The following is a 21,102-nucleotide window of genomic DNA, read 5'->3' as shown; positions in this document are numbered from 1 at the left end:
AACCCCGCATCATGGCATCTTGCAGTCGCCGTGTGAACAAGGCAATGGTGGGGACAATAGTCTAGAACGCGCTCCAGTCATCATCGGCCCCGGCAACGGCCAGCGCGGGCCTCGCCGCCGGACGGCCTGCCGGCAGCGCCGCCGGCCGCACCGACATGGTGCGTGCGGTGCGGCCAGCGACAGCCGTCGCGGCCGCGCCTGCCCCCACTCCCGTACCCGTGCCAAGGTTGAACACCGAGACCACGTTCTTGAGCTTCTGCGCCTGTTCTTCCAGCGCCCCGGCTGCGGCGGCGGCCTCTTCCACCAGCGCGGCATTCTGCTGCGTCACCTCGTCCATCTGGGTCACCGCCTGGTTGACCTGCTCGATGCCGCTGGTCTGTTCCTGCGACGCGGCGCCGATCTCGTTCATGATGTCCGTCACGCGGCGCACGGCCTGGACGATCTCGCCCATGGTCTGGCCGGCTTCGGCCACCAGCCGGGTGCCGCTCTCCACGCGCTGGCCCGACTCGCCGATCAGCGCCTCGATCTCCTTGGCGGCCGAGGCCGAGCGCTGCGCCAGGCTGCGCACCTCGCCCGCCACCACAGCAAAGCCGCGGCCCTGCTCGCCGGCACGCGCGGCTTCCACCGCCGCATTGAGCGCCAGGATATTGGTCTGGAAGGCAATGCCCTCGATCACGCTGATGATCTCGACCACCTTGCGCGAGGCGCCGTTGATCTCGTTCATGGTGTCGACCACGCGGCCCACCACGTCGCCGCCTTTGAGCGCGATCTGCGAGGCCTCGTTGGCCAGCACGCCAGCCTGGCGCGCGTTGTCGGCATTCTGTCGCACCACCGTGGTCAGCTCTTCCATGCTGGCCGCGGTCTGCTCCAGCGACGAGGCCTGTTCCTCGGTGCGCTGCGACAGGTCCAGGTTGCCGGTGGAAATCTGCTGCGTGGCCGATGCCATCGAATCGGCGCCGGTGCGCACTTCGGCAACGATGCCCGACAGGCTGGCCTGCATCGCGGCCAGCGCCTGCATCATGCGGCCGATCTCGTTCTTCGAGACGCTAGCGATGCGCGAGGTCAGGTCGCCGCGGGCGATGCGCTCGAACACAGCCAGCGCCTCTTGCACCGGCGTGACGATGGCGCGGTTCAGCGTGACCGTGCACAGCACGGCGACCGCCAGGCCCAGCACGATCAGCACGATCGACAGCATGCGGATGCGCGCAAAGCTGGCCTGCGCGGCATCGAAGTTGGCCTGCCCGGCAGTCATCTGGAACTTCTGCAGCTTCTCGTGCACGCCCGACATGCTGCGCTGCAGGTCAGGCAGCACCTTCTTCGCCAGCCGCAGGGCCTCTTCCTGGTTGCCCGCCAGCGAGGCCGCCTGCAGCGGCAGCACGCCCTGCTCCATGAACACCTGGCGCTGCTTGCCCAGTTCCGCGGCGAGCGCCTTTTCCTCAGGATTCTGCGGCAGGCTCATATAGCGCTTCCAGGCAGCCTCCGAAGCCTCAACGAACACCCTGGAGCGGTCCACGTGAACCTTGGGATCGTCCTGCTCGCCCTGCATCACGTTGCGGTCCAGCGCCAGGCGCATGCGCGTGGTGGCCTGCATCGCCTCGCTGAGCGCGACGGTGGAGCCGAGCTGGTTGGCATAAGTCTCCCTGAGGGCATCATTGCTTTGTGAAATACCGTGCAGGCCGGCACCGCCGACCAGCAACAGCAGCAGCGACAGCATTCCCATGGCGCCCCGCAGCAGGGTCTTGATCTGGATATTGTTGTGGAAGGACATGAATGAAAGAAGACTGTGGCAACCCGCGGGGCACACCCCTGGCCCCGTTCCGGCAGGATCGACGCCCAGATGATCCGCCCTGCCCGGATAACGGCGCCGCCTCCTGGTACTTGAGGCGCCGCGCCGGTGGCGACGCAATTAATCGGCCATAACCGGCGTGTCGGATATACGCCACGTGGCTTGCCGCGCGATCGCCACGAACGCCCTGGCGAATTTGCCGCCGCCGATTATCGCGATTTGATTTTGGCGGCGGCTGGCTGCCGCCGGGCCGGTTTGCATACGGCCGCACCATTTGCGGGCCTGAGCCGCGAACTGCGGCCGGGGAACACCGACGAGGACGGAAATCCCGGTGACAGACCACGACACCGAAAGTTCACACAATTATCGGCACCAAGAATTTTCGCAAAAACAGCATCCGATTACTACGGCAGGATTTGCAGCGGGCGGCGACCTCGTTATAATTGTTTTCAGCATTTTCACCCCCCGCACACACCCACCGCATTCCACTCCACCGGAAACCGAGGACCCAATGGCGACTTATCAGGAAATCGTTCAGAAAATCAGTGAACTGCAGAAGCAGGCCGAGGAAATCAAGGCACGCGAACAAGCCACGGTGATCGCGGATATTCGCGAGAAAATCGAGCAATATGGCCTGACCGCGGAAGACCTGGGTTTTGGCGCAAAGGTGCCGGCCGGCAAGAAGGCGGTCAACCGCAAGGTGCCGGTACGCTATCGCGACAGCGCCGGCAATACCTGGACCGGCCGCGGCAAGCGCCCGGGCTGGCTGACTCAGGCCCTGGCCCAGGGCAAGGCAGTTGAAGACTTTCTGATCCGCTGAAACACGCGATCCGGCAGATGGCAAAACGCCACGGAATTGATCCGTGGCGTTTTTGTTTTCTGGCCTGCCGCGGCGCCCGTGCAACACCGCGGCACCGCCTGCCCCGGCCGTCAGGCGTCGAACCCCTGCGGATTCATCGACTGCCAGCGCCATGAGTCCTCGCACATGCGGTCGATGTCATGGCGCGCGCGCCAGCCCAGTAGCTGGTTGGCCAGCGCGGGATCGGCGTAGCACGAAGCGATGTCGCCCGGGCGCCGCGCCACGATGTCATGCGGCACCGGCTTGCCGCTGGCACGCTGGTAGGCCTGCACCACTTCCAGCACGCTGTAGCCACAGCCCGTGCCCAGGTTCACGGTCATGCTCTTGCCCTGCGCGCGCAGGTAACCCAGCGCCGCTAGGTGGCCGTCGGCCAGGTCGCAGACGTGGATATAGTCGCGCACGCCGGTGCCGTCCGGCGTCGGGTAGTCGCCGCCGAATACCATCAGCCTTTCACGGCGCCCGCCGGCCACCTGTGCCACATAAGGCATCAGGTTGTTTGGAACACCGCGCGGATCCTCGCCGATCAGCCCGCTTTCATGCGCGCCGACCGGATTGAAATAACGCAGGTAGGCAATGCGCCAGTCCGGATCCGATGTTTCCAGGTCGCGCAGGATTTGCTCGCCCATCAGCTTGGTCTGGCCATACGGATTGGTGGCCGACAGCGGGAAATCTTCCAGGATCGGCACCGCATGCGGATTGCCATAAACCGTGGCCGAAGAACTGAACACCAGCTGTTTCACCCCGGCCGCACCCATTGCCGCGCATACCGTCAGCAGCCCACCAAGGTTGTTGCTGTAATACTCCAGCGGCTGGCTCACGGATTCGCCCACTGCCTTGAGCGCGGCAAAATGAATCACCCCGCTGATGCGGTGTTCGGCAAAGAGCCGGTCCAGCAACGCGCGGTCGCGCACGTCGCCCTGCACAAAATGCGGGGTCTGGCCGGTAATGGTGGCGAGCCGCTCCAGCACCACCGGGCTGCTGTTGCATAGATTATCCAGGCCGATCACGTGGTAGCCGGCATTGAGCAGCGCAACCCAGGTATGCGAGGCGATATAGCCGGTGGCACCGGTCAGGAGCAAGGTTTCAGGCATGGAAAATACGCGTCGGAATTCGATTCAGGGCCGGGCCTAGGCCTGGCGGATTCAAAAAGTTACTCAAGCACAACTTTCAGCAGCGTAAGCCGGCGAAGCAGCTTATTATCCACGATCTGCCGTTGCGCCCAGGTTAGCCGGTAGCCGGCGCAGAGCGCGGGCAATGCTAGGCCCGGCTTGCCGGCGCTTCCGCCACCAGCCCTGCCCGCGCCTGCCAGGCTTCATAGGCGGCGCGCAGCCGCCAGCCGGACTCCAGGTCGCGCATGCCCAGGCATTGCGCCACCTCGGCCGGCGCCGTGCCGGCCTCGAAATGCATCGCGGCGCAGGTATTGCGCAGCGTCTGCGGCGACGCGCGTTCGCTGCGGCTGGCTAGCACACCGGCCTCGTCCAGCAGGATCTCCACGCGCCGGTAGACCGAGGCGGCATGCATCGGCCGCCCCGACGGCATGGCGGGAAACACCAGGCCGCCAAGCGTGCCGGAGGCTTCGCGCAATGCCAGCCAGGCCCGCAGCGGCGCATGGGCCAGGCTGAACAGCGGCACGGTATAGCCCCGGCCGTTGTCCGCGCGGACCATGCGCAGCGCCATCCGGCCGGGTGCGCCAGCTTCGATAGCATCGACCCGCAGCGCCCGGGCTTCGCCTACCTTCAGGCCGCCGCCGAGCAGCACCGCCAGCAGGGCCGCATCGCGGGCGCGCTTCCATTGGGTGGGCGATGCCGCGGTATGCGTGTCGCCGGCCAGCATGCCGGCCGGGCCGAGTATCCGCGCCACCAGCAGGTCGCGCTCGCCCGGCAGCAGGAAGGCGGTGGGATCGTTCTCGCCATCGGCCAGATGGGCGCGCACCGCCTGGCTGGCCGGGTTGTGCATGCCCTCGCGCAGCCGCGCCAGGTGATGGAACACCCGTTCGATCAGCCGCGTATAGCGATAGCGGTGCGATTTGTGCAGCTGCTGCGCGTCCAGGAACTCACCGATCTGCTCCGCCGACCAGCTCAGCGGCGGCAGCCCGCGCTCGGCCGACCAGCGCAGCAGCTTGCCCCACATGGCGCGGTACACCACGCTGGTGCCGTGCCGGAAGCCATGCCGTGCCAGCCAGCCGTCGAACGCGCGCTCCGGATGGTCACGCCAGGCGGCCAGGTCGGCATCGAACAAGGCCGCCTGTTCAGGATGGGCAGCGGAGGGCTTAGTGGTCACTGACTCTCCTGCCGGGGGCCGGCGTGCGGGGTTGGGATCCCGCCTATTGTAGACAACCCGTCACTGCGCGGCGGGGGCGCCGGCACCGTTGGCCCCGCATCGCTTGCACAGTGCCCCGGCGCATGCTACCTTTCCATCCACTATGCAACTGGTTGCATAAACCCCGCAGCCAGACCCCGTCAAACGAGACGCCCGCGCACCGACGCCAGCCAAGGAGACCGACGTGACCACCACCAACCTGATTCCCGCCGCTCAGGCCTCACTTGAAGCCTGGCACCAGATGCTGGCCAACGGTTCGATGGCCGGGCTCGACGCCATCGTGGCCGATGAGGTGGTGTTCCGCTCTCCGGTCGCGCACACCTCCTACCCCGGCCGCGCCGCGATTGGGCTGGTGCTGACCACGGTGAACCAGGTGTTCCAGGACTTCCGCTATCACCGCAGCTTTGTCAGCGAGGACGGCCACAGCGTGGTGCTGGAATTCAGCGCGGCCGTGGACGGCAAGGCGCTCAAGGGCATCGACATGATCCGCTTCGACGACGCCGGCCGCATTGCCGAGTTCGAAGTCATGGTGCGCCCGCGCTCTGGCCTGGAGGCGCTGGCCGCCGCCATGGGCGCGCGCCTGGCCAGCCAGAGAGACGTGCTGACCGGCACGGCCTGACGCAACCCTGTTTCGCAGCACCGCTTTTTCGTTTTACCGGATTACCCAGGAGACTTCACCCATGGCCCTTCCCGCCCAACTCCAGAACCGGCTGTCGCTGCCGGTGGTCTGCTCGCCGCTGTTCATCATCTCCAACCCCGACCTGGTCATTGCCCAGTGCAAGGCCGGCGTGGTGGGCTCGTTCCCCGCGCTGAATGCGCGCCCGGCACCCAAGCTGGAAGAATGGCTGGACCGCATCACCACCGAGCTGGCCGAACACGACGCCAAACACCCGGACCGCCCGTCGGCGCCGTTCGCCGTCAACCAGATCGTGCACAAGTCCAACGACCGGCTTGAACATGACCTGGAGCTGTGCGTGCGCTACAAGGTGCCGATCGTGATCACCTCGCTGGGCGCGCGCAAGGAAGTCAACGACGCAGTGCACTCGTACGGCGGCATCGTGCTGCACGACGTGATCAACAACACCTTCGCGCGCAAGGCCATCGAGAAGGGTGCGGACGGACTGGTCGCGGTTGCCGCTGGTGCCGGCGGCCATGCCGGCACGCTGTCGCCGTTCGCGCTGCTGCACGAGATCCGCGAATGGTTCGACGGCCCGCTGCTGCTGTCCGGCTCGATCTCCAGTGGCGACGCGATCCTGGCCGCGCAGGCCGCCGGCGCCGACCTGGCCTATATCGGCTCGGCCTTTATCGCCACACAGGAAGCCAACGCGCAGGACGGCTACAAGCAGATGATCGTCGACAGCAACGCCAACGACATCGTCTACTCCAACCTGTTCACCGGTGTGCACGGCAACTACCTGCGCGGCAGCATCGAGCGCGCCGGCCTGGACCCGAACGCGCTGCCCGAATCGGATCCGTCGAAAATGAATTTCGGCTCCACCAGCGTCAAGGCGTGGAAGGACATCTGGGGCGCCGGCCAGGGCGTGGGCGCGATCAAGCGTGTGGTGCCCGCGGGCGAGCTGGTGCGCCGCTTTGCCGAGGAATATGCGCTGGCACGCCGCCGGCTGGGGTTGGGTGAGGCCAGGCAGGCCGGCACGCGTGCCGTCGATCTGGCCTGACGCTGCCAGTCAGCTGGCCTGGCAGGCTGTAGCCGCCGCCCGTGCGGGGCGCGGCTACAGCAGCGGCAGCAGTTCCTCGCCCCAGGCCACCCAGTCCTGCTCGAAGCGGATGCCGCGCTGCAGCAGCGCATAGCGCAACTGTTGCGCGCGGTCCATGTCCGGCGCAGAAAAATCGCGCCGCTCGATCGCCAGGTAAGTCTCCAGCCGGGCCCGGTGCAGCGCGATCAGCCGCCGCATCTCGTCGCCCAGGCCAAGCGGCCCGATCACCGCATCGGCGCGCAGCTTGACCAGGATTTCCTCGCGCTGGTCCAGGCTGGCGCCGGGGGTCAGCACCCAGCGTGCCAGTTCGTCACGGCCGGCCGGCAACACCCGGTAGACCTTCTTGCGGTTCTTGCGATCGCCGGTACCGGTCTCGCCTTCCGCCGCCTCGGCTTCATCCGCGGCAATCCAGCCACTATCAGCCATCCGTCCCAGCTCGCGATAAATCTGCTGGTGCGTGGCATGCCAGAAATAGCCGATGGAACGGTCAAAGCGCCGCGCCAGGTCATAACCGGACGACGGTTTTTCGATCAGGGAAATCAACAAGGCGTGCTGGGTCGACATGCGTCTGGGCAGTGGCCCGTCGGGGGGCGATGAAAAATGGTTGGAAGCGGATGCGGCAGACCCGGAACCGGAACGCGCCGGTAGCCGCACTTCGCCGGGCTGGCGCTATGGTATCGCAATGCCGGCCTTGCGCAGCACCCTCTGCGATGTCGTCATCGGCGTCGCCAGCAGATGCCATACATTCATTAAATTTGTCAGTTTCGAAATTTCCTGGCAGACAGAATTAAAAAACGCTGAATGGCATTTCTGCGCTTGATGCAATACATTCCATACATTGAAATCCAGTGCGAGCGCATATCCGCCCCCGGCCGCACCTTGCAGCAATCCTGGAGTGTGTCCATGACCGGAAGAATTTTGCTTGCCGAAGAGCGCGACGTGGCCTGGGAAGCCGACGCCGGAGAGCTCCCGTTCGGCATCCTGCCGCCCATGCGCGACAAGGCGCCCATTTACTACCGCCTGCCCGATACGCCGGACGGGCACCATATCAAGGAATACGCCAGCGGGCTGCGCCAGCTGGTGCGCTTTGTCGGCGTCGAAGAACAGGTTGTCAAATTCAGCCTGGGCTGACCAGGCACGTAACCGTTTCCCTGTGGTTGTCTCCTCCGAGCCCGTTCCTGCGGGCAGGGACTTGAACCCGTGAATTTCGCGGGTTTTTTCTTGGCCGGCCGAATCAGAGCTGCGGCGCCAGGCAGGCCGCGCCGTCCGGGTTGGCCGTTTCCGCCATGCCGAACACCGCCCTGGCGCCGCATTGCGAGCCGAACATACGCGCCTGGTCGTGGCCAACGCCCACCACTTCATAGGCCTGGTGGCGGATCACCAGCCCGGGGCTGGCCAGATAGCGCTCATAGCGCAGGTAGCCGCGGGCCCGCTGCAGGCGCGTGGGGCCTTCGGCCTCAGCGCCGCACGCCTTGTCGAGTACGCGGTGGTTGGGGTCGTTGTCTTCCGTGCCGGCCAGGTAGGTCACCTGACGCCCGGCGTAGCGCTGGTACAGCGACGGGCCATTGGCTCCCTTTGCGTAGGGCACGATGTCCTGCATGCCATAGCGGTACTTGTCGTAATCCGGGCACGCCGCCTTGTCGTAAGGCGCAAACGAGCGGCCGTCCGCGCCGGCCGGGCGCACCGGCGTGAAGTACAGGTAGGACGAGGGGTTGGCCACCACATAGCGCAGGTCGATGCCGCGCGCGCGGATGCGCTCGTCGACATTGTTCAGCACGGCATAGCGATGCACGATCTGCGCACCGCCCGAATGCCCGGCCACGGTCACCCTGGCCACCTGCGGCAGGCGCGCCTTGTCGGTGACGAAGGCCATCAGGTCATCGAGGACCTGCAGTGAACTGACCGTGAACGGCGAGTTGACCGCGTTCTGGCCACTCATCCAGCCCTGCACCGACCATTGCGGCATGCCGTCGAAGCCCTTGCCGTGGTCAGGCGTGCCGGGGAAGTTGGGCGCGACCAGCAGCACCTCGTCCGGATTGCGGCCGCTGGCCTTGAGCAGTGCAGCACCGGCGGCGTAGTAGTCATCGCCGTTGCGCTGCAGGCCGTGCTGCACGAACACCACCTCGCGGATGCGCGACAGGTCTGCGTCGAGCTGATGGTTGGCGTAGACCGGGAAGTCATAGCCCGCGCCCGTGCCCAGGTGCACGCGCTGCCAGTGCGGCTTCGTCTGGGCCGGCGTGGCCGCCGCCTCTATCGCCCTGGCGGCGGAAGGCGTGTCAGGTGCGCTGGCGCAACCGGCCAGCACGGCCATGGCGATGGAGGCGCCGGCCAAAGCCCGGCATGGTTTCCTTGGCACAACGAGAGCAATGGCTTGCAGCATGGGGAAGCGACTCCTGTGGGAATGTTTTGCCGGCGACGGACCCGGACGCGCTGCCCTGGTCAGCCCAGGCGCCTGACCAGCGCCGCCACGTCCGGCCAGGTCACGCGGCGGACCATGACCCGCAGGTCCGGACCGTGGAAGTCATCCTCGAACGCCTCGGATTCCTCGCCGCCCAGCCGCTGGTAGAACTCGCGCGCCTGCGTATTGGCTTCCAGCACATAGAGGAACAGCGGCCGCCCTGGCCAGCGCGCGGCCACGCGCTGCGCGCAGTGGGCCAGCAAGCGCTTGCCCAGGCCCTGACCGTGGAAGGCGGGCAGCACGTGAAGGTTGTCGAGATAGATGCCGAACCGGGGCTCCGCCTCGGGCAGCAGGCAGGCAAAGCCAGCGGCTTCGCCGTCGACCATGGCCAGCGTGACTTCCACGGGGCCGTCGGCGCCGTCGTGCATGCGGGCGCGCCAGGCGGCCAGCCGTTCCGGGTAGGCCTGGTCCCGCAAGTAAGCGGCTGGCAGCATGCCGGGATAGGTGTGCTGCCAGCTGGCGGCGTGCATGGCGGCAAGCCGTTCGGCATCGGCAGCGGTGGCGGGGATCAGCGCAAGATCGGACATGATAGGCGGCACGAATCTGAAGGCCGGGCTCGCCACACACCCGGCGAGGCATCGGGAAGTGCCCATTGTGCCTGCGGCAAGCCCAGGCTTGCAAAATCCGGATGCAGGGATTGCAATTGGCATGCCGGGAACGCAGGATGCAGCACCCGGCACGTGACCCGGCACAATGAAGAGGAAGCCCCCATGTACATGGTCTACTGGTCCGAAGGCGACGGCACCGGACTCAGTCCCCACGCGCAGTCATTCCCCAGCGACGCCATGCGCGAAGCGCTTCGTTTTACCGAAGCGCTGCGCCAGCGCCAGCACGCGGGCGAGCCGGTGAGCTTTGTCACGCTGTGCTCGGAGAATCCCAACTCGGTGGGACGAGCCGGGGCGGCGGATCCGCCGCCCGACTACGAGTGGAAGAAGAGGCGGCCCTGAGGATTCCCAGGCCGCCATGCCCCCTCAGGCCCGCGCGGCCGCAGGCCGCAGCGCGGCGCGCACCACGAAGGCCATCAGCACCGCAAACAGCAGCATCACCGCCAGGAAGTACAGGCCGGCAGCGAGACTGCCGGTGGCGTCCTTGATCACGCCGATGCCATACGGCCCGAAGTAGCCACCGAGATTGGCCAGCGAATTGATCGTAGCGATGCCCACCGCGGCGCTGGCGCCGGTCAGGAACTCGCCCGGCAGCGCCCACACCACCGCCTGGATCGAATAGATCGAGAACGCCGTCAGGCAGATAAACAGGAACTGCAGCACCGGCGACTGCACCCATGCGCTCAGCGCCATGGTTACCGCGGCCATGCCGGACACCACCACAATATGGCCGTAGCGCTCGCGCTTGCGATCCGAATGGCGCGGCACCAGGTAAAGCCCGACCACGGCGAACAGGTAGGGCACGGCCGACAGCATCCCGGTCATCACATCGGTGACGCCGAACTGCTTGATGATGGTCGGCAGCCACAGCGACAGTCCGTAGATGCTCAGCGGGAATGGCAGGAACAGCAGCGACAGCAGCAGCACGCGCTTGTCCTTGAGCGCCTGCAGCGGATTGCCGTGGGATTTCAGCGCATAGGCGGCCTGGTCGGCAGCCAGCTCACGCTCGATCCAGGCGCGGTCGCCCGGCGCCAGCCACACGGCGCTGGCCGGCGACTCCGGCAGCAGCTTCAGCGTCGGCAGGCACAGTAGTACCGCGGGCAGGCCGCTCAGCACGAACAGCGTCTGCCAGTTGTTCATGCCGAACAGCCCATGCGTGGACAGCACCAGCCCTGCCAGCGGACCCGTGATGATCAGTGCGATCGGCTGCGCCAGCACGAGCAGACCGATGATGCGCGCGCGGTGCCGCATCGGGAACCACTTGGTGAGGAAGTAAAGGATGCCCGGGTAGAGGCCCGCTTCGGCCGCACCCAGCAGGAAGCGCAGCGCATAGAAGCTGTAGGGGCCGCTGGTCAGCGCCATCGCCATGGTAATGACGCCCCACGTGAGCAGGATGCGCGCGAACCAGCGGCGCGCGCCAAAGCGCTCCAGCGCCAGATTGCTCGGCACTTCGCACAGGAAGTAGCCGATGAAGAACAGGCCCGCGCCTAGGCCGTAGGCCGCATCGCTGATGCCGATGGCCGCGTTCATGTGCAGCTTGGCGAAACCCACCACCGAACGGTCGATATACGCGACCACGTAGATCAGGGCAAGGAACGGAATAAGCCGCCGCACCAGCATGCCGATGATGCGGCTTTCCTCTATCGCTTGTGAATCTTCACCCTGTGTCGGGGCGGCGCGCTCCATCGGCGCGGTCTGGGTGCCATGCATGGCAAGTCTCCTCTTATTGTGGCAGGCAGGATCGCGCCGGCTGCGCGGCGGCAGCCGGCGCCGTGGTTCAGTGCGAGTGGCGCGGCACCTCGCGGCCGCGGCAGCCCACCAGGAAGTCGAGGTCGCAGCCCTCGTCCGCCTGCAGTACGTGGTTGACATAGAGCTTGCGATAGCCGCCGTCGGCCGGGGCTTCCAGCGGCTGCACGTCGGCCATGCGGCGCGCGAACTCAGCCTCGTCGATATCCAGGTGCAGGCGCCCGGCCTCGCAGTCGAGTTCGATCCAGTCGCCGTCGCGCACGATGGCCAGCGGGCCGCCGGCGGCGGCCTCGGGCGCCACGTGCAGCACCACGGTGCCGTAGGCGGTGCCGCTCATGCGCGCATCGGAGATGCGCACCATATCCTTGACACCCTGGCGCAGCAGCTTGGGCGGCAGGCCCATGTTGCCCACCTCGGCCATGCCAGGGTAGCCGCGCGGTCCGCAGCGCTTGAGCACCAGCACCGAATTCTCGTCGACGTCGAGCGCTTCATCGACGATGCGTTCCTTGTAGTGTTCCAGGTTCTCGAACACCACCGCGCGGCCGCGATGGCGCAGCAGCCTCGGCGTTGCCGCCGACGGCTTGAGCACGGCGCCGCGCGGCGACAGGTTGCCGCGCAGGATGCGGATGCTGCCGTCGCGGATCAGCGGCTGGTCGAGCGGGCGGATGACTTCGTCGTTGGTGATGGGCGCGTCCCTGACGTTGTCCCAGATCGCCTTGCCGTTCACGGTCAGCGCCCCGGGGTGCGGCAGCAGGCCGGCCTCGCCCATGCGGCGCAGCACCGCCGGCAGGCCGCCCGCGTAATAGAACTCTTCCATCAGGAAGCGGCCCGACGGCATCAGGTCGACGATGGTCGGCGTGTCGCGCCCCACCTTGCTCCAGTCTTCCAGCTCCAGCGGCACACCGATGCGGCCCGCGATGGCCTTCAGGTGGATCACAGCGTTGGTGGAGCCGCCGATCGCGGCATTGACGCGGATCGCGTTCTCGAAGGCCTGGCGCGTCAGGATCCTGGAGAGCGTCAGGTCCTCGCGCGCCATCTCGACGATGCGGATGCCGGACATGTGGGCCAGCACGTAGCGGCGCGAGTCCACCGCCGGAATCGCGGCATTGTGCGGCAGCGAAGTCCCCAGCGCCTCGGCCATGCAGGCCATGGTCGAAGCCGTGCCCATGGTGTTGCAGGTGCCGGCTGAGCGCGACATGCCGGCCTCTGCCGACAGGAACTGGTGCAGGTTGATCTCGCCCGCCTTGAGCGATTCATGCAGCTGCCACACCGCGGTGCCCGAGCCGATGTCCTTGCCGTCGAGCTTGCCGTTGAGCATCGGCCCGCCGGTGACGACGATGGCCGGCACATCGCAACTGGCCGCGCCCATCAGCAGCGCGGGCGTGGTCTTGTCGCAGCCGGTCAGCAGCACCACCGCATCGATGGGGTTGCCGCGGATGGCTTCCTCGACATCCATCGCGGCCAGGTTGCGCGTCAGCATCGCAGTCGGGCGCAGGTTGGACTCGCCATTGGAGAAAACCGGAAATTCGACCGGAAAGCCGCCGGCTTCATACACGCCGCGCTTGACGTGCTCGGCCAGCTTGCGGAAGTGCGCGTTGCAAGGGGTCAGCTCCGACCACGTATTGCAGATGCCGATCACGGGGCGCCCGTCGAAGGCGTGGTCGGGGATGCCCTGGTTCTTCATCCAGCTGCGGTACATGAATCCGTTCTTGTCCGCGCTGCCGAACCACGCCGTCGAGCGCAGCGGCTTGCGTTGCTTGTCCTTGGAATCCGACATGTTGTTCCTGATGCGATGGCCGCCATGGCTGGCGGCCGGAATGGCAGGGACGACGGATCCAGCGGCGTTGCGTCATGGCGGCGCGGCGCCACGCTGTCTCCGGTCGTTTTTCTTTTGTCGGACGGAGTGTATGCAGCTTGCCGATATGCTACTAATGAAGAGTTCAGCCATTGCCATATCAATCCCGGCATTGGTATTAACCCTAGTCCTTATGCAAGCCCCCGCCAATTCCCCTGCCCCCGACGCCGCGCCGCTCTGGCAAAGCCACACCCGCCTCAAGAGCCGGCAATTGTTGCTGCTGCTGGCGGTCGCCGACGAAGGCAGCATCCATCGTGCCGCCGAGCGGCTGGCAATGACGCAGCCGGCCGCGTCGAAACTACTGCGGGAACTGGAAGAGATGTTGTCGGTGCCACTGTTCGAGCGCCTGCCGCGCGGCATGGCGCCGACCGACTACGGACGGGCGATGATCCGGCATGCGCGCGCGGTGATCGGCAGCCTGAACCAGGCGCGTGAAGAGGTGCTGGCATTGAAGGCGGGGCGGCTCGGCCATGTGGCGATCGGCGCCATCACGTCGCCAGGCGTGCGGCTGCTGCCGCCGGCGATCGCGCAGATCAAGGCGCGCTACCCGGGCCTGCGCGTGTCGGTGGAGATCGACAACAGCAACGTGCTGCTCGACCGCCTGGGGCAGGAAAAGCTGCACATGGTAGTGGCGCGGCTCTTTCCGGAGCACGACAAGGGGCGGCTGCGCTATGAGCCGCTGTCGGAAGAGCCGGTGTGCGCGGTGGTCAGACCGGGCCACCCGATGCTGTCGGCGCAGGGCCTGTCGCTGGCCGACACCACCGAGGCCGCGTGGCTGATCCCGCCGGCGGGCACGGTGCTGCGCCACCGCTTCGAGCTGATGTTCCAGCGCGCCAGCCTGGCGCCGCCGGTCAACGTGGTGGAAACCGCCGCGCTGCTGTTCCTGACGCGCATGGTGACGCAATCGGACATGATCGCGGTGCTGACCGCCGATGTGGCGCAGTATTACGCCGCGTTCGGCATGGTGGAGATCCTGCCGATGGAGATGCCCTGCCATATGGACGATTTCGGCCTGATCACGCCGACCGACCGGCTGATGTCGCCGGGCGCGCTGCTGGTGGCCGACGCGCTGCGCGAGAGCGGGCAGCAAATCTACGGCGCTCAGCCCTGAGGCACTGCAGTATCGGCTGCGAGGCTGTAGATTCGGCAGGCGTTGTCGTGGAACATCGCGCGCTGCTCGGCCGGCGTAAAACCGGCGGTGATCACCTTGAAGCCGCTGAAGATCTGGTCGAAGCTGGCGCACAGGCCGTCGACCGGGAAATTGCTGGCGAACATCACGCGCGCGGGTGAGAACAGTCGGATGCAGGCCAGCACGATCGGCGCGTTGGCCGCCGCCGTCCACGGCTGGCCGGCCTGTCCCAGCCCCGAAACCTTGATGACGACGTTCGGGCATTCCGCCAGCATCGCCATCGCGTCTTCCCATGCAGCAAGCGCTGCAGGGCTGCGATCCGCAGGCAGGCCCGCGTGGTTGAGGATGATCGTCGTCGCCGGGAAATCTCGCGCCAGCCGCACCGCTTCCTGCGCATGCCACCACGGCACCTGCAGGTCGAAATGCAGCCCATGGCGCCCGAGTTCGGCAAAGCCGCGGCGCCAGCGCTCGTCTTCCATCAGGCTTGGCATGCGCGCTGCCGACAGCGCATCGGGGGCGCCGCCCGGCTTGTGCCGCACGCTGCGAACCAGTGGAAATTCCGCCTGCCGCGCCAGCACGTCGGCCGCGTCATCGTGATGCAACCACGCCTGCGCCACCACCGCATGCGGCGTGCCGTGTTCGGCGGCCACGCGCGAGATGAACGCGGTCTCACCGATCGGATCGCATGGATCCCATTCCGTTTCGACGTAGACGGTCTTGCGCACGTCATGCCCGCCCGCATCGGCAAAGTAGTCCGCCGGGTAGTAGCGGCGCTTCAGCGCGCTGTAATCGCCGTAGCGGAACGGGATCAGGCCGGGGTCGGACAGCCACGGATGATAGTTCGTGACCGGATCCCAGAAATGGTGGTGGGCGTCGACGATGGGGCCGTCGTAGCGCGTGGATGCGTTCACCGCAGCTCCTTGTTTAGTTTGCCGCTGCCAAGATCGATCAGCAGCGTGCAGGCAACGAACACCACCGCGCAGCCCGCAAAGAAGTGCAGCACGGTCTGGTAGCTGCCCAGATGCTGCAGGATCAGCCCGACCAGAATCGGCACCACGATGCCGCCGAGGCTCCCAGCTAAGTTCATGGTGGCACCGACGATGCCGACGCGGTGGGCGGGCGCCAGGATTGCCGGCAGGCTCCAGTACAGGCTGCCCCACATGGTGATGAACGCGGCCAGGCACAGCAGCACCACGGCCTCGACCGGATCGTCGATGCGCGGCAACAGCAGGAACACCGCGCAGATCACCAACCCTGAGACGGTCAGCATGCCCTTGAGCACCAGTGCGCGCGGCAGCCGGCGCATCAGCGCGTCGGCGCCGAAGCCGCTGGCGAGCGACCCCACCGCACCGGACAAGAAGATGAAGAACATGGCCATGCCGATCTGCTTCAGGTCGAAGCCGCGCGCATGCGCCAGGTAGTTAGGGCCCCACGTCAGCAGGCCGAAGAACACCATCGCCCAGCAGGCGCGGCCGATGGTAAGGCCGCACCATGAGCGTGGCGCGATGCGCCTGTCTTGCGCCGCAGCGGCCGCATTGCCCGCGGTGGCGCGGATATGCGCAAGCTCGCCATCATTGACGCCCGGATGCTGTGAAGGTTGGTCACGCAGGTAGCGCCACGACACCCAGCTCATCACCACGGTCACCGCGCCCGCGATAAAGAACGCAGTCCGCCACGAACCGAACGCGACGATCAGGTAGGAAATCACGATGCCGCCGATGGCCGCACCGAGCGGACTTCCCGCGTCGACCAGCACCGCACCACGGCTGCGTTCGCCCGAGGACAGCCACAGCGCATTGAGTTTGGCGCCGGCCGGGAACAGCGGCGCCTCCGCCGCACCCAGCGCCATGCGCGTCGCCATCAGCGAGATGCCGCCGGTGGCAAACGCCGCCAGCGCCTGGAACGCGCCCCACAGCGCGGTGGAACCGGTGATGACCTTGCGCGGCCCGAAGCGGTCGATCAGCCAGCCGCCCGGCACCTGCAGCAGCGCATACGACCAGAAGAAGCTGCTCAGCACCAGCCCCTGCATCGTCGGCGACAGGCCGAACTCCTTGCCGATGGTCGGCATGGCGATCGACAGCGAAATGCGATCGAGCAGGTTCATCACCACCAGCACGAACACCACGGCAAAGATGCGCCAGCGCACCCGGCTCGGTGCCTCGGCGCTTGCAATGGCCGCTGGCGGCGAGGCCGCGGCCTCGGGAGTGACGGATGTCGTCATGGTGTCTCCTGTCCTCGGTGTCGGTGGGACAAGCGGCGCGCGGTATCTTCCGCGCTGCCGCGTAGGCTGGTGCGTTTAGCCGATGATGTTGAACTGGCTGAAGTATTCCTCATTCAGCTCCAGGCCCAGCCCCGGCAGGTTGTCGTCGAGCTGCAGGTAGCCGTTGTCCGGCGCCGGATCGCCCTTGAAGATGTAGTAGAACAACTCATTGCCCACCTCCACGTCGTGCACCGGGAAGTACTCCGACATCGGCGAAGCGGTCGAGGCCATGGTCAGGTGGTAGTTATGCATCTGCCCGGCGTGCGGGATCACCGGCACCGACCAGGCCTCGGCCATGGCGTTGATCTTCTGCGCCGCAGTGATGCCGCCGACGCGGTTGGTGTCGTACTGGATCACGTCTACCGCGCGGCGCTCCAGCAGGTCCTTGAAGCCGTAAGAGGTGAATTCATGTTCACCGCCGGAGATCGGGAACGGGCTCGCCTTCTTCAGCTCGGCATAGCCTTCGATATCGTCGGCGATCACCGGCTCTTCCAGCCAGCGCGGGTTGAACTCGGCCAGGCGCGGCAGCATGCGGCGCGCGTACTCCAGGGTCCAGCCCATGTAGCACTCCAGCATGATGTCGACGCCGTCGCCGACCAGCTCGCGCAGCAGGCGCACCTGCTCGATGTTCTTCTGCATGCCGGCGGGGCCGTCCTTGGGGCCGTAGCCGAAGCGCATCTTCATCGCGGTGAAGCCCTGGTCGAGGTAGCCCTGCGCTTCGGCCAGAAACGCGTCGCGGTCGTCGTTGTTGTAGAGCTTGGAGGCGTAGCACCAGATCTTCTCCTTGGTGCGCCCGCCCAGCAGCTTGAATACGGGCTTGCCGACCGCCTTGCCCATCAGGTCCCACAGCGCGATATCGACTGCGGAGATTGCCGCCATACCGATGCCCTTGCGGCCCCACGCATGGGTGCGGCGGTACATCTTCTGCCACAGGTATTCGTTGTCGAACGGGTCCTGGCCGATCACCACCGGTGCGAGGTACTGGTCGACGATCTCCTTGGCCACGCGCGGCGCCAGCGCGCAGTTGCCGATGCCGACCAGGCCGGTATCGGTTTCCACTTCCACCACCAGCCAGCCATGGAAGCGGAACGAGCCCATGGCGTCGCCTCGCTCAAAGAGGATGTCGGTGGCGTTGGTGCAGAAATGCGCCTGCGGCGGCACGGTCTTGCCCTTCCATTCAAAGACGCGGGCGCGGACGTTGGTGATCTTCATGTTCAGCTCCTGATGGCGATGTGTTGGCGCGAACGCTCCCCGGCCGCACCGGGGGCGGTCTTGCTGGATTTGGTGTGGTGAAGGTGGTGGCTAGGGCGCGGCGCGCCGCTGCGCACCCATGCGGCAGGCGATCTGGAATGCCTGCAGCGTGGCGCCCGGATCGGCGCGGCCCTGCTGCGTGATGTCGAACGCGGTGCCGTGCGCGGGCGTGGTGATCGGCACCGGCAGCCCGCCCTGCACCGTCACGCCGCGCGAGAAGCCCATCAGCTTGATGCCGATCTGGCCCTGGTCGTGGTACATGGTGACGATGGCATCGAACTGCCGCTGCGACGGCCCGCCCTGCACCTTCAGGAAGATGGTGTCGGCCGGGAACGGACCGTCGGCCGCCACGCCGCGCTCACGCGCCGCGGCCACCGCCGGGGCGATCACGTCGATCTCTTCGCGGCCGAAGGCGCCGTTGTCGCCGTTGTGCGGGTTCAGGCCGCACACCGCGATACGCGGGCGCGCCATGCCGGCGCGGCGCAGGGCGTGGTCGATCAGGTCGATGGCGCCGCCCACGCGTTCCTGCGTGATCATCGCCGGCACGTCCTTGAGCGCCACGTGCGAGGTCACGCGCGAGGTCCACAGCCCGTCCAGAACATTGAACTCGCAGAAGTTGCCGTGGTAGCCAAGCTGCTCGGCAAACCAGTGCAGCTCATCGCTATGCGCCATGCCGGCGGCGTGCAGCGAGCTCTTGTTGAGCGGCCCGAACAGGATCGCGTCGGCCTGGCCCGCTTGCGCCAGCTGCAGTGCCAGCGCCAGCGTGCCCAGGCTGTAGCGCCCGCCCTCGGCACTGGCTTCGCCGCGCGCAAATGCCGGGCGCTCCGGCAGCTGCCAGTGGTACAGGCGCGGCTTGCCATCATCGGCAAAGGCGGGCGCATCGGTCTCGGCCAGCGCCAGCTCGACGCCTGCGATCCTCATGCCGTGGCGCCATTCGTCGCGGTCGGCAATCAGCAGGATCTCGGCCTGCGCGGCGGTCGCGGGGTCGGCCAGCAGCCTGGCGATCAATTCGGGGCCGATGCCGGCGGGGTCGCCCAGCACCATGGCGATTCTTGGACGGGAATTCATTGGACTTCCGGGTAGTTATTGGTCGAGCTTGACGCCCAGTTCAGCGATCAGCTTGCCATAGCGCACATACTCGGCACGCGAGAAGGCATCGAACTGCGCCGCGGTCAGCGCGCCGGGCACCGCACCCACATCGGCCAGCCGGCGCACGGTGTCAGGGTCCTTGATCACCGTGGCCAGCGCGCTGCTCAGCTTCTGCAGCGTCGCGGGCGGCGTGCCGGCCGGCGCATAGACACCGTACCACGCACTCATCTGGATGCCGGGCACGCCAGCTTCAGCCAGCGTGGGCACGTTGGGCAGCAGCGCCGAGCGCTGGTCCGCGGTGACCGCCAGCGCGCGCAGCTTGCCGGCCTTGATATGGCTGATGACCGACGGCATGGTCTCGAAGCTCATGTCCACCTGCCCGCCCATCAGGTCCACCAGCGCGCTGCTGCTGCTCTTGTATGGCACGTGCAGCAGCTTGCCCTTGATCTGCCGCGCGAAGGACGCGCCGGCCAGGTGCTGGGTGCTGCCGACCCCGGACGAGCTGTAGCGGAACTTGTCCGGATTGGCCTGGATCTGCGCCACCAGCGCCTTGACGTCGCGCGCCTGCACCTGGTTGTTGACCACCAGCACATTGGGCACCGACGACACCAGCGCCACCGGCGCCAGGTCCTTGAGCGGATCGAACTGCAGCTTGAGCAGGTGCGGGGCAATCGCTTGCGAAGTCACCACGCCCATCAGCAGCGTGTTGCCGTCCGGCGCCGCCTTGGCGGTCAAATCCGCGGCAATGGTGTTGGACGCGCCGGGGCGGTTGTCCACCACGACGGGCTGCTTCAGCTGCGCGGCGAGCTTGTCGGAGACGATGCGCGCCATCACGTCGGTGCCGCCGCCGGGCGCGGCGCCCACCATCAGCCGCACCGGCCGTGTGTCCTGCGCCCAGGCATTGCCCGTTACTGCCGCCACCGTGACCAGGCCGGCGAGTGCGCCGGCGATCCATGTCTTCATTGCTGTCTCCGTCGTTTTGCTGTCCGGCTCTGCGGCACGGATGAGCAGACTATAGGAGCATCAGTGATTCACCACTACTGATGTTTTTTGAACTGGCGATCACCTGGCGTTATACCTCGGCAGCCGCCTGCTGCGCGGTGCGCGGCAATGCCTTCAGGATCGCGACGAGCTGCCGCGCCGACGCGGACAAGGTGCCGCCGCGCCGCGTCACGATGCCAAAAGTCTGCTGCCGCGACTGCAGCCGCACGGGCAGGATGCGCAGCATCTTCTGGCGCTCGAACATCGCAGCCACGCCGGTCGGCAGCAGCGACACCAGCCCGGGGTCGCCCTGCAGCATGGCAACGGTGACCAACGCCGACGAGGTCGAGATCGCATTGGCGGGGAAGCTCATGCCGGCCAGGTCCAGCTCGCGCTGCAGCAGCGCATGCATCGGCATATGGCCGGCATAGGTGATCCAGCGATAACCCGCGAGGTCGGCAAACCCCATCGCCCGCGCGCGCGGCGCCGGATGCGCATGGCCCGCCACGACCGCTACCTGCTCGTCGCCAAGCGGGTGGTAGTGGTAGCGGGCCGGCTCATCACTGACCAGCGAGCGGCCGATCACCAGGTCGAGGTGGCCGTCGTCGAGCAGCCCCAGCAGGCGCAGGCTGGTGTCCTCGATGATCTCCAGCGCCAGCTCCGGCTGCGCCTCGCGCAACTGCGCCAGCGCCGGCACCAGCACCTCCGGCACCGCGCCCATGATCACGCCGATGGCCACGCGCCCGCCGCTGCCCGCGCGGATGCCCGCCACCTCCTCGCACATGGCGCCCAGGTCGGCCACCAGCTGGCGTGCGTGCCGAATCACGCAATGGCCAAAGGCATTGGGACGCATGCCGCGCTTGGAGCGCTCGAACAGCGGCGCTTCCAGCATGCTTTCCAGTTCCTGCAGCGACTTGCTGGCCGCCGACTGGGTCATCGCCATCGCCGCGGCAGCCTGGTGCAGGGAGGAATGCTCGTCCAGCGCGATCAGCAGTTGCAGCTGTTTCATGCGCAACCGGCCGGTCAGGGTGTCGAGGGTGGATTTCATG

21 protein-coding genes are annotated in these 21,102 nt (G+C 66.9%); 7 read left to right on the top strand and 14 right to left on the bottom strand.

The features are described from left to right. Positions 1–61: 61 nt before the first annotated feature. Entirely contained in the window at positions 62–1,768 is a 1,707-nt protein-coding gene (locus tag KB879_RS18875) for a methyl-accepting chemotaxis protein (RefSeq protein ID WP_211979565.1), read from the bottom strand. Between the two features lie 529 nt (positions 1,769–2,297). Here KB879_RS18875 and KB879_RS18870 point away from each other — a divergent pair. Further along, positions 2,298–2,606: an H-NS family nucleoid-associated regulatory protein gene (locus KB879_RS18870; protein WP_010809859.1), complete on the top strand. Its 309-nt coding sequence runs from the start codon at positions 2,298–2,300 to the stop codon at positions 2,604–2,606. A 110-nt stretch (positions 2,607–2,716) separates the two neighbouring features. Here KB879_RS18870 and galE read toward each other — a convergent pair whose 3' ends face one another. After that, entirely contained in the window at positions 2,717–3,736 is a 1,020-nt protein-coding gene (galE, locus tag KB879_RS18865; protein ID WP_211979564.1) for a UDP-glucose 4-epimerase GalE, read from the bottom strand. Between the two features lie 166 nt (positions 3,737–3,902). Then, a complete protein-coding gene (locus KB879_RS18860) occupies positions 3,903–4,925 on the bottom strand; it encodes a tyrosine-type recombinase/integrase (RefSeq protein ID WP_211979563.1) in 1,023 nt (340 codons plus the stop codon). Between the two features lie 223 nt (positions 4,926–5,148). On the opposite strand from KB879_RS18860, the gene KB879_RS18855 reads away from it, so the two are divergent. After that, positions 5,149–5,583 carry a nuclear transport factor 2 family protein gene (locus tag KB879_RS18855; protein ID WP_211979562.1) on the top strand — a complete coding sequence of 145 codons (435 nt, stop codon included), beginning with the start codon at positions 5,149–5,151 and terminating at the stop codon, positions 5,581–5,583. 61 nt (positions 5,584–5,644) lie between these two features. Then, positions 5,645–6,640, top strand: a complete 996-nt coding sequence (locus tag KB879_RS18850) for a nitronate monooxygenase family protein (RefSeq protein WP_013951926.1) — start codon at positions 5,645–5,647, stop codon at positions 6,638–6,640. 54 nt (positions 6,641–6,694) lie between these two features. Here the strand turns inward: KB879_RS18850 and KB879_RS18845 are convergent, their stop codons facing one another. Next, positions 6,695–7,243: a PadR family transcriptional regulator gene (locus tag KB879_RS18845; RefSeq protein WP_211979561.1), complete on the bottom strand. Its 549-nt coding sequence runs from the start codon at positions 7,241–7,243 to the stop codon at positions 6,695–6,697. On the opposite strand from KB879_RS18845, the gene KB879_RS18840 reads away from it, so the two are divergent. Together KB879_RS18840 and KB879_RS18835 are read left to right on the top strand one after the other, a co-directional pair. Next, positions 7,242–7,499 carry a hypothetical protein gene (locus KB879_RS18840; protein ID WP_148271640.1) on the top strand — a complete coding sequence of 86 codons (258 nt, stop codon included), beginning with the start codon at positions 7,242–7,244 and terminating at the stop codon, positions 7,497–7,499. The genes KB879_RS18845 and KB879_RS18840 overlap by 2 nt on opposite strands. An 83-nt stretch (positions 7,500–7,582) precedes the next feature. After that, a complete protein-coding gene (locus KB879_RS18835) occupies positions 7,583–7,810 on the top strand; it encodes a hypothetical protein (protein WP_013951924.1) in 228 nt (75 codons plus the stop codon). A 103-nt stretch (positions 7,811–7,913) separates the two neighbouring features. Here the strand turns inward: KB879_RS18835 and KB879_RS18830 are convergent, their stop codons facing one another. Together KB879_RS18830 and KB879_RS18825 are read right to left on the bottom strand one after the other, a co-directional pair. Beyond that, positions 7,914–9,059: a hypothetical protein gene (locus KB879_RS18830; RefSeq protein WP_013951923.1), complete on the bottom strand. Its 1,146-nt coding sequence runs from the start codon at positions 9,057–9,059 to the stop codon at positions 7,914–7,916. A 59-nt stretch (positions 9,060–9,118) separates the two neighbouring features. After that, positions 9,119–9,664, bottom strand: coding sequence for a GNAT family N-acetyltransferase (locus KB879_RS18825; RefSeq protein ID WP_013951922.1), 546 nt, complete (start codon positions 9,662–9,664; stop codon positions 9,119–9,121). A 183-nt stretch (positions 9,665–9,847) separates the two neighbouring features. Between KB879_RS18825 and KB879_RS18820 the strand changes: the two genes are divergently transcribed. Beyond that, positions 9,848–10,084 carry a hypothetical protein gene (locus tag KB879_RS18820; protein ID WP_013951921.1) on the top strand — a complete coding sequence of 79 codons (237 nt, stop codon included), beginning with the start codon at positions 9,848–9,850 and terminating at the stop codon, positions 10,082–10,084. 24 nt (positions 10,085–10,108) lie between these two features. Here the strand turns inward: KB879_RS18820 and KB879_RS18815 are convergent, their stop codons facing one another. Further along, positions 10,109–11,452 (bottom strand): MFS transporter, encoded by a 1,344-nt coding sequence (locus KB879_RS18815; RefSeq protein ID WP_371827364.1) that lies wholly within the window; start codon positions 11,450–11,452, stop codon positions 10,109–10,111. A gap of 67 nt (positions 11,453–11,519) precedes the next feature. After that, positions 11,520–13,265 carry an IlvD/Edd family dehydratase gene (locus KB879_RS18810; protein WP_153954571.1) on the bottom strand — a complete coding sequence of 582 codons (1,746 nt, stop codon included), beginning with the start codon at positions 13,263–13,265 and terminating at the stop codon, positions 11,520–11,522. A gap of 211 nt (positions 13,266–13,476) precedes the next feature. Between KB879_RS18810 and KB879_RS18805 the strand changes: the two genes are divergently transcribed. After that, entirely contained in the window at positions 13,477–14,454 is a 978-nt protein-coding gene (locus KB879_RS18805; RefSeq protein ID WP_153954570.1) for a LysR substrate-binding domain-containing protein, read from the top strand. Here KB879_RS18805 and KB879_RS18800 read toward each other — a convergent pair. The 6 genes from KB879_RS18800 to KB879_RS18775 all read right to left on the bottom strand — a co-directional run bounded on the left by KB879_RS18800 (position 14,445) and on the right by KB879_RS18775 (position 21,101). Further along, positions 14,445–15,383 (bottom strand): amidohydrolase, encoded by a 939-nt coding sequence (locus KB879_RS18800; RefSeq protein WP_211979560.1) that lies wholly within the window; start codon positions 15,381–15,383, stop codon positions 14,445–14,447. The genes KB879_RS18805 and KB879_RS18800 overlap by 10 nt on opposite strands. Further along, positions 15,380–16,693 carry an MFS transporter gene (locus tag KB879_RS18795; RefSeq protein WP_013951916.1) on the bottom strand — a complete coding sequence of 438 codons (1,314 nt, stop codon included), beginning with the start codon at positions 16,691–16,693 and terminating at the stop codon, positions 15,380–15,382. The genes KB879_RS18800 and KB879_RS18795 overlap by 4 nt, the downstream gene beginning before the upstream one ends. 75 nt (positions 16,694–16,768) lie before the next feature. Further along, complete coding sequence (locus KB879_RS18790; protein ID WP_013951915.1) at positions 16,769–17,944, bottom strand: L-rhamnonate dehydratase; 1,176 nt, start codon at positions 17,942–17,944, stop codon at positions 16,769–16,771. 90 nt (positions 17,945–18,034) lie between these two features. Further along, positions 18,035–19,051 carry a 4-hydroxythreonine-4-phosphate dehydrogenase PdxA gene (locus tag KB879_RS18785; RefSeq protein WP_211979559.1) on the bottom strand — a complete coding sequence of 339 codons (1,017 nt, stop codon included), beginning with the start codon at positions 19,049–19,051 and terminating at the stop codon, positions 18,035–18,037. 15 nt (positions 19,052–19,066) lie between these two features. Then, positions 19,067–20,035 (bottom strand): tripartite tricarboxylate transporter substrate binding protein, encoded by a 969-nt coding sequence (locus tag KB879_RS18780; protein WP_153954566.1) that lies wholly within the window; start codon positions 20,033–20,035, stop codon positions 19,067–19,069. 109 nt (positions 20,036–20,144) lie between these two features. Next, on the bottom strand, positions 20,145–21,101 hold the full coding sequence (locus KB879_RS18775; RefSeq protein ID WP_013951912.1) for a LysR substrate-binding domain-containing protein: 957 nt from the start codon (positions 21,099–21,101) through the stop codon (positions 20,145–20,147). Between the last annotated feature and the right edge of the window lies 1 nt (position 21,102).

Source organism: Cupriavidus sp. KK10 (assembly GCF_018223725.1).
Taxonomy (GTDB): Bacteria; Pseudomonadota; Gammaproteobacteria; order Burkholderiales; family Burkholderiaceae; genus Cupriavidus; species Cupriavidus necator.
Note: the sequence above shows the minus strand (reverse complement) of the source record. Positions and strands in the feature narration are given on the sequence as shown.

What these genes read in the sequence shown, in the direction of transcription:
- KB879_RS18875 (WP_211979565.1), bottom strand. Translation starts at nt 1,768, where the DNA reads ATGTCCTTCCACAACAATATCCAGATCAAGACCCTGCTGCGGGGCGCC.
- KB879_RS18870 (WP_010809859.1), top strand. Translation starts at nt 2,298, where the DNA reads ATGGCGACTTATCAGGAAATCGTTCAGAAAATCAGTGAACTGCAGAAG.
- galE (WP_211979564.1), bottom strand. Translation starts at nt 3,736, where the DNA reads ATGCCTGAAACCTTGCTCCTGACCGGTGCCACCGGCTATATCGCCTCG.
- KB879_RS18850 (WP_013951926.1), top strand. Translation starts at nt 5,645, where the DNA reads ATGGCCCTTCCCGCCCAACTCCAGAACCGGCTGTCGCTGCCGGTGGTC.
- KB879_RS18840 (WP_148271640.1), top strand. Translation starts at nt 7,242, where the DNA reads ATGCGTCTGGGCAGTGGCCCGTCGGGGGGCGATGAAAAATGGTTGGAA.
- KB879_RS18845 (WP_211979561.1), bottom strand. Translation starts at nt 7,243, where the DNA reads ATGTCGACCCAGCACGCCTTGTTGATTTCCCTGATCGAAAAACCGTCG.
- KB879_RS18835 (WP_013951924.1), top strand. Translation starts at nt 7,583, where the DNA reads ATGACCGGAAGAATTTTGCTTGCCGAAGAGCGCGACGTGGCCTGGGAA.
- KB879_RS18830 (WP_013951923.1), bottom strand. Translation starts at nt 9,059, where the DNA reads ATGCTGCAAGCCATTGCTCTCGTTGTGCCAAGGAAACCATGCCGGGCT.
- KB879_RS18825 (WP_013951922.1), bottom strand. Translation starts at nt 9,664, where the DNA reads ATGTCCGATCTTGCGCTGATCCCCGCCACCGCTGCCGATGCCGAACGG.
- KB879_RS18820 (WP_013951921.1), top strand. Translation starts at nt 9,848, where the DNA reads ATGTACATGGTCTACTGGTCCGAAGGCGACGGCACCGGACTCAGTCCC.
- KB879_RS18815 (WP_371827364.1), bottom strand. Translation starts at nt 11,452, where the DNA reads ATGCATGGCACCCAGACCGCGCCGATGGAGCGCGCCGCCCCGACACAG.
- KB879_RS18810 (WP_153954571.1), bottom strand. Translation starts at nt 13,265, where the DNA reads ATGTCGGATTCCAAGGACAAGCAACGCAAGCCGCTGCGCTCGACGGCG.
- KB879_RS18805 (WP_153954570.1), top strand. Translation starts at nt 13,477, where the DNA reads ATGCAAGCCCCCGCCAATTCCCCTGCCCCCGACGCCGCGCCGCTCTGG.
- KB879_RS18795 (WP_013951916.1), bottom strand. Translation starts at nt 16,693, where the DNA reads ATGACGACATCCGTCACTCCCGAGGCCGCGGCCTCGCCGCCAGCGGCC.
- KB879_RS18790 (WP_013951915.1), bottom strand. Translation starts at nt 17,944, where the DNA reads ATGAAGATCACCAACGTCCGCGCCCGCGTCTTTGAATGGAAGGGCAAG.
- KB879_RS18785 (WP_211979559.1), bottom strand. Translation starts at nt 19,051, where the DNA reads ATGAATTCCCGTCCAAGAATCGCCATGGTGCTGGGCGACCCCGCCGGC.
- KB879_RS18780 (WP_153954566.1), bottom strand. Translation starts at nt 20,035, where the DNA reads ATGAAGACATGGATCGCCGGCGCACTCGCCGGCCTGGTCACGGTGGCG.
- KB879_RS18775 (WP_013951912.1), bottom strand. Translation starts at nt 21,101, where the DNA reads ATGAAATCCACCCTCGACACCCTGACCGGCCGGTTGCGCATGAAACAG.